Consider the following 3,202-nt stretch of genomic DNA (forward strand, 5'->3'; position numbering starts at 1 on the left):
TTACTATTCCCCCAAGTCGTTGTCTTGATGCAATAGCGAGTGGGGGAAACCACGCCAGTTGCTCATGGGGGAAACCCCGAAGACCGCACTGGCTCCACAAGACCGCGCTGCATCGCTTCCGCTATGGGGCTTGTATTATAAACTTTTACCTAGAGTCTGACGTATATAAACCGACTACAAAGGATTTACACCTCGTGCCTCTAGGTTGCTCAGAATCTTGTTCTGTCCTTTGCCGTACCGCTCAAGCTAAATTAACTATAACACAATAGGCAGTTCCTTGACCCCCACCTGCGTTCTCGTGGTGGGGGAATGCGTCACTCATCTTGTTCAACCTTTAAAACTGATCGGTTTCCCGTGGTCCGGTGGCACCACCTTGGTTGAGGAACAAGTTACCGGTTGCATCGTTTTGATAGATACAGCGGATTTCCGGTGAACCTTCAAGCACACCAGTGAAACCAAAAGTATTCATCCTGTTTTTGCATTCCCGTACCTGTTCCGATGAGATCAGCCTCCTCTGTTCTAGAATTGACCAGTTATTCCGACGTAAAACACACCCAGGTCGCATCTTGGGCTGAGTCACATACACATTAAAGGGATTGAGAGTCACGAAAACTTGCATATCTGTCACCATCGCACTGGCACCATACTGAATACAAAGCTCTGGGTTGGGTGCGCTGCGGTCAATCACTTCACGAGAGGCAACATTTTCTGGGTTGAGAGTGGCACCAGAGCTAAAAGCAATACCAACTCCAAGTCCCAAGACAAAAACCCCACCAAGAATCGCTAAGGTTGTGTAATTAAGTTCAGGTATCCCATTAGAACTGTTGGATTCACGTTTCATTGGATTGAATTAACGTTTGAATTAACGTTTAGAATTTGCTGGGTCAAGATTTCCTGGGAGTAGTTGCTACTTGCCCCCTTCTTTCAGTATGCCAGGTACGCCAAGATTAATCCGGAGATGGGGAGCTGGGAAGCTGGGAAACATTTTTATAGCGTTTATCATACTGACGAGGTACAGGATAGTTTTGTCTTAACCCGACTCATTATCACCAATTGCTGCTTTCAACAATACATCTGCTCCAAATCGCACGGCATCGGTACAAGGTAGGCCAGTCTCTGTTTGTACCTGTTCAATTGCCGACCGGGCAGCTTGATCATCCAAGTGGCCAGTATTAAGTGCGATCGCAATCACCTTGACCTGACCAAATGCCCCACCAGCACTAGCAACGGTCTCGTAAAGCTCAATCACCTTGGTTAATGGGGGAATCGACACATGGTCATGATTACGAACAGACTTCTGTCCGGCTCGATGCACCAATAGTAATCCCGTCGGCTGAGTTCCTCGAATTAGCGGTAGAGTAGCTGTAGAACCAGGATGCAACAGAGAACCTTGCCCTTCTAGGATCAATAAGTCGTGGTCATTACCATAGCGCAATACCATTTGTTCCACAGCACCAGCCGCAAAGTCTACCCGAATCCCATCCAAGGGAATGCCATCCCCAGAAATCATAATGCCAGCTTGACCAGTTGCTAGGAACTTCGATGATATGCCCTGACGTTGGGCGCACAGATATAACTCTAGAGCTGCTGACATTTTGCCCACTGCCATATCTGTACCTACTGTCAAGATGCGCTGACAAGGTAGCGATCGCGCTTGAGCACTTGCTATGCCTAATCCCTTCGGTTCCCGACGAATATCCCAAATTACCTGACCGTCTTGCAGTAATTTCTGTAACTCTGGGTCAGATGCCATGGGAGTATGCAAACCATTGATAATCGATAACCCTGCTCCTACCCCTACTTTCACCTCCTGCCACCAAGGCTCTGGTAATGCTCCCCCAGATGGCGCAATACCAATGGCTAGGATATCCGGTTGATAAGCTAGGGCAGCAGACACAGAATCTACAATCGGGACATTAACCTTAATTCCAGTTAATTTAGACAAAGATTCCCCAGCACACTGGTGGTCAATCACTACCACAATTTCAGTTGGGCAATACCGTAACAGAGTCAGTCCGGTTTTGCCTTTTGAACCAAGAAACCCTTCATGGAGTAGAATCGCAATACGCCGATTAGTGGTTAAATTCACGGCGTTTCACCCCCAGTCCTGGTAAATTATTCGGTATCAAATGCCCATTTTGTAGGGTTGCCCCTAAGAAGGGGTCATCTACTAGGTTTAAGTGGCTGTCTAAATCTAGATAATCTGCCAGTGGTGAGAGATGAGAAGCTGCTGTATTGGCCAGAGTACTGTCAGAATAGCAACCAAACATCACCTGCAACCCACAAGCTTTTGCGGTATGCACCATCCGTATTGCCTCAGTTAAACCACCGGATTTCATTAGTTTGATGTTAATACCATGGACACAGTTTGCCAACGGCGGAATATCTTGGCTAGTCTTGCAACTTTCATCCACAAAAATTGGTAAAGGGGATTGCTTATACAACTGGGGTAAATCAACCTCTTTTCCAGGAGCGAGGGGTTGTTCCACATGCCTGACGCCCTGACTCGCCAGCCAGTTACACATCTCTATCCCTTCCTCCAAACTCCAACCTCCATTGGCATCTACACTCAACTCGGCTTCTGGTGCTTCATCTCGGATGGCCAGTAGCATCTGTTGATCAGCAGCAATCCCATCCGGGGAACCTAATTTAATTTTGAGTACATGAGCACCAGTAATGGGAATCCAGTCCTGGACCCGTTGCCTGGCCTTGTCTGGGTCACTAATGCCTACCGTAGAGGAAATTGGCACAATTCGGCGGCGGTTCAATCCCCACAGCCGCCAGAGGGGCAATCCCACCCGCTTCCCTAGCCAGTCATGTATTGCCAAATCAATGGACGCCCAAGCCGCTGATGGCACCTGTACCTCCTCCAAGACCCGTTCAATTTGTTGGTGTTCCCAAGGACTAAATGCCTCCAGCATCGGGATAACCACCTCTAGAGCTTCTAGCAGAATCTCAGTGGTTTGCTTATGGGGTGTAGGGGGCAGGAAACCCTCTGTGCCTGGATCTGACGAGCTACTGCTGAGGCTAGTTGCCTTTCCTAGGGAAAACGGAGACCCTTCGCCCCACGCTTCAATACCCTCCTGTTCTATCCTGACCCATACAGGGAAATCAATATGATCGAATTAAATGTAATCAGTTTGTATGCAATGACTAGACTTTTTCTAAAAGATATGATAGCTAGTAATAGCGGAACCATAAT

Annotated in this window: 3 protein-coding genes; all 3 read right to left on the minus strand. The window is 47.8% G+C overall.

Annotated elements, in window-relative coordinates; translation table 11 throughout:
• Positions 1 to 334: 334 nt before the first annotated feature.
• Positions 335 to 841 (minus strand): DUF3172 domain-containing protein, encoded by a 507-nt coding sequence (locus F6K20_RS30955; RefSeq protein WP_008187233.1) that lies wholly within the window; start codon positions 839 to 841, stop codon positions 335 to 337.
• A gap of 189 nt (positions 842 to 1,030) precedes the next feature.
• Positions 1,031 to 2,089, minus strand: a complete 1,059-nt coding sequence (locus F6K20_RS30960; RefSeq protein ID WP_287297283.1) for an N-acetyltransferase DgcN family protein — start codon at positions 2,087 to 2,089, stop codon at positions 1,031 to 1,033.
• The gene (locus F6K20_RS30965; protein WP_502708900.1) at positions 2,073 to 3,116 is read right to left on the minus strand and encodes a dipeptide epimerase; all 1,044 of its coding nucleotides are present in this window, start codon (positions 3,114 to 3,116) and stop codon (positions 2,073 to 2,075) included. The genes F6K20_RS30960 and F6K20_RS30965 overlap by 17 nt, the downstream gene beginning before the upstream one ends.
• Positions 3,117 to 3,202: the final 86 nt, after the last annotated feature.

The sequence above is a fragment of the Moorena sp. SIO2C4 genome (genome assembly GCF_010672485.1).
Classification (GTDB): Bacteria; Cyanobacteriota; Cyanobacteriia; order Cyanobacteriales; family Coleofasciculaceae; genus Moorena; species Moorena producens.

Bases quoted from the DNA above. Each gene is read 5' to 3' on its own strand.
- F6K20_RS30955 (WP_008187233.1), bottom strand. From the start codon at position 841: ATGAAACGTGAATCCAACAGTTCTAATGGGATACCTGAACTTAATTAC.